We start from the raw sequence: 517 nt of genomic DNA, 5'->3' as shown, positions 1-517 counted from the left end.
GGTTCATCTCCAGGTCGACGGCGAACACGAAGCTGCTGGCGTTGATGCCCTCACCGTTGAGGCCCAACGACCGGAATGCCTGGACGGTCAGCCGCTTGCCGACCAGGCGACCGTAGGGGTCGGGTGCCGCGCAGATGACCGTATCGATCTCACCGCGGCCGACGAGGTCGTCGAACTCGGCGAGGTCGAGGTGAGCGGTGTTGGTGTTCATACGAGCTTCGCGGGCTTCGCTCATTGGTGCTCCAGATGCCGTGCGGTTTCCCACTCTGTGATGGTCGTCTTCAACCAGGTCTCATAACGCTCGAGTTCGGCCCGCCGGGTCGCGGCGTAGGAGGTGCAGAAGTTCTTGCCCAGCATGTCGTTCAGCCACAACGCGTTCTCGAAGTTCGTCAGCGCCGCACTCAGATCGCCGGGCAGCGGCGCGGGTTCGGCGTCGGCGGCCGGCAATGTGAGCCGCTCCTGCAGTCCGTGCAGACCACCGGCCAGCAGTGCGGCGGCCACCAGGTAGGGGTTGGCG

General features: G+C 65.6%; 2 pseudogenes. Both read right to left on the bottom strand.

The features are described from left to right. Nucleotides 1–211, bottom strand: a pseudogene (locus H7I41_RS24685) (glutamine synthetase family protein); the annotation flags it as partial. A 20-nt stretch (nt 212–231) separates the two neighbouring features. Further along, a pseudogene (locus tag H7I41_RS24680) lies at nt 232–517 on the bottom strand (glutamine synthetase); the annotation flags it as partial.

This window comes from [Mycobacterium] manitobense, assembly GCF_025821665.1.
GTDB classification, from domain to species: Bacteria; Actinomycetota; Actinomycetes; order Mycobacteriales; family Mycobacteriaceae; genus Mycobacterium; species Mycobacterium arseniciresistens.
The sequence above is the reverse complement of the archived record's forward strand: the minus strand, read 5'-3'. Positions and strand labels throughout refer to the sequence as shown.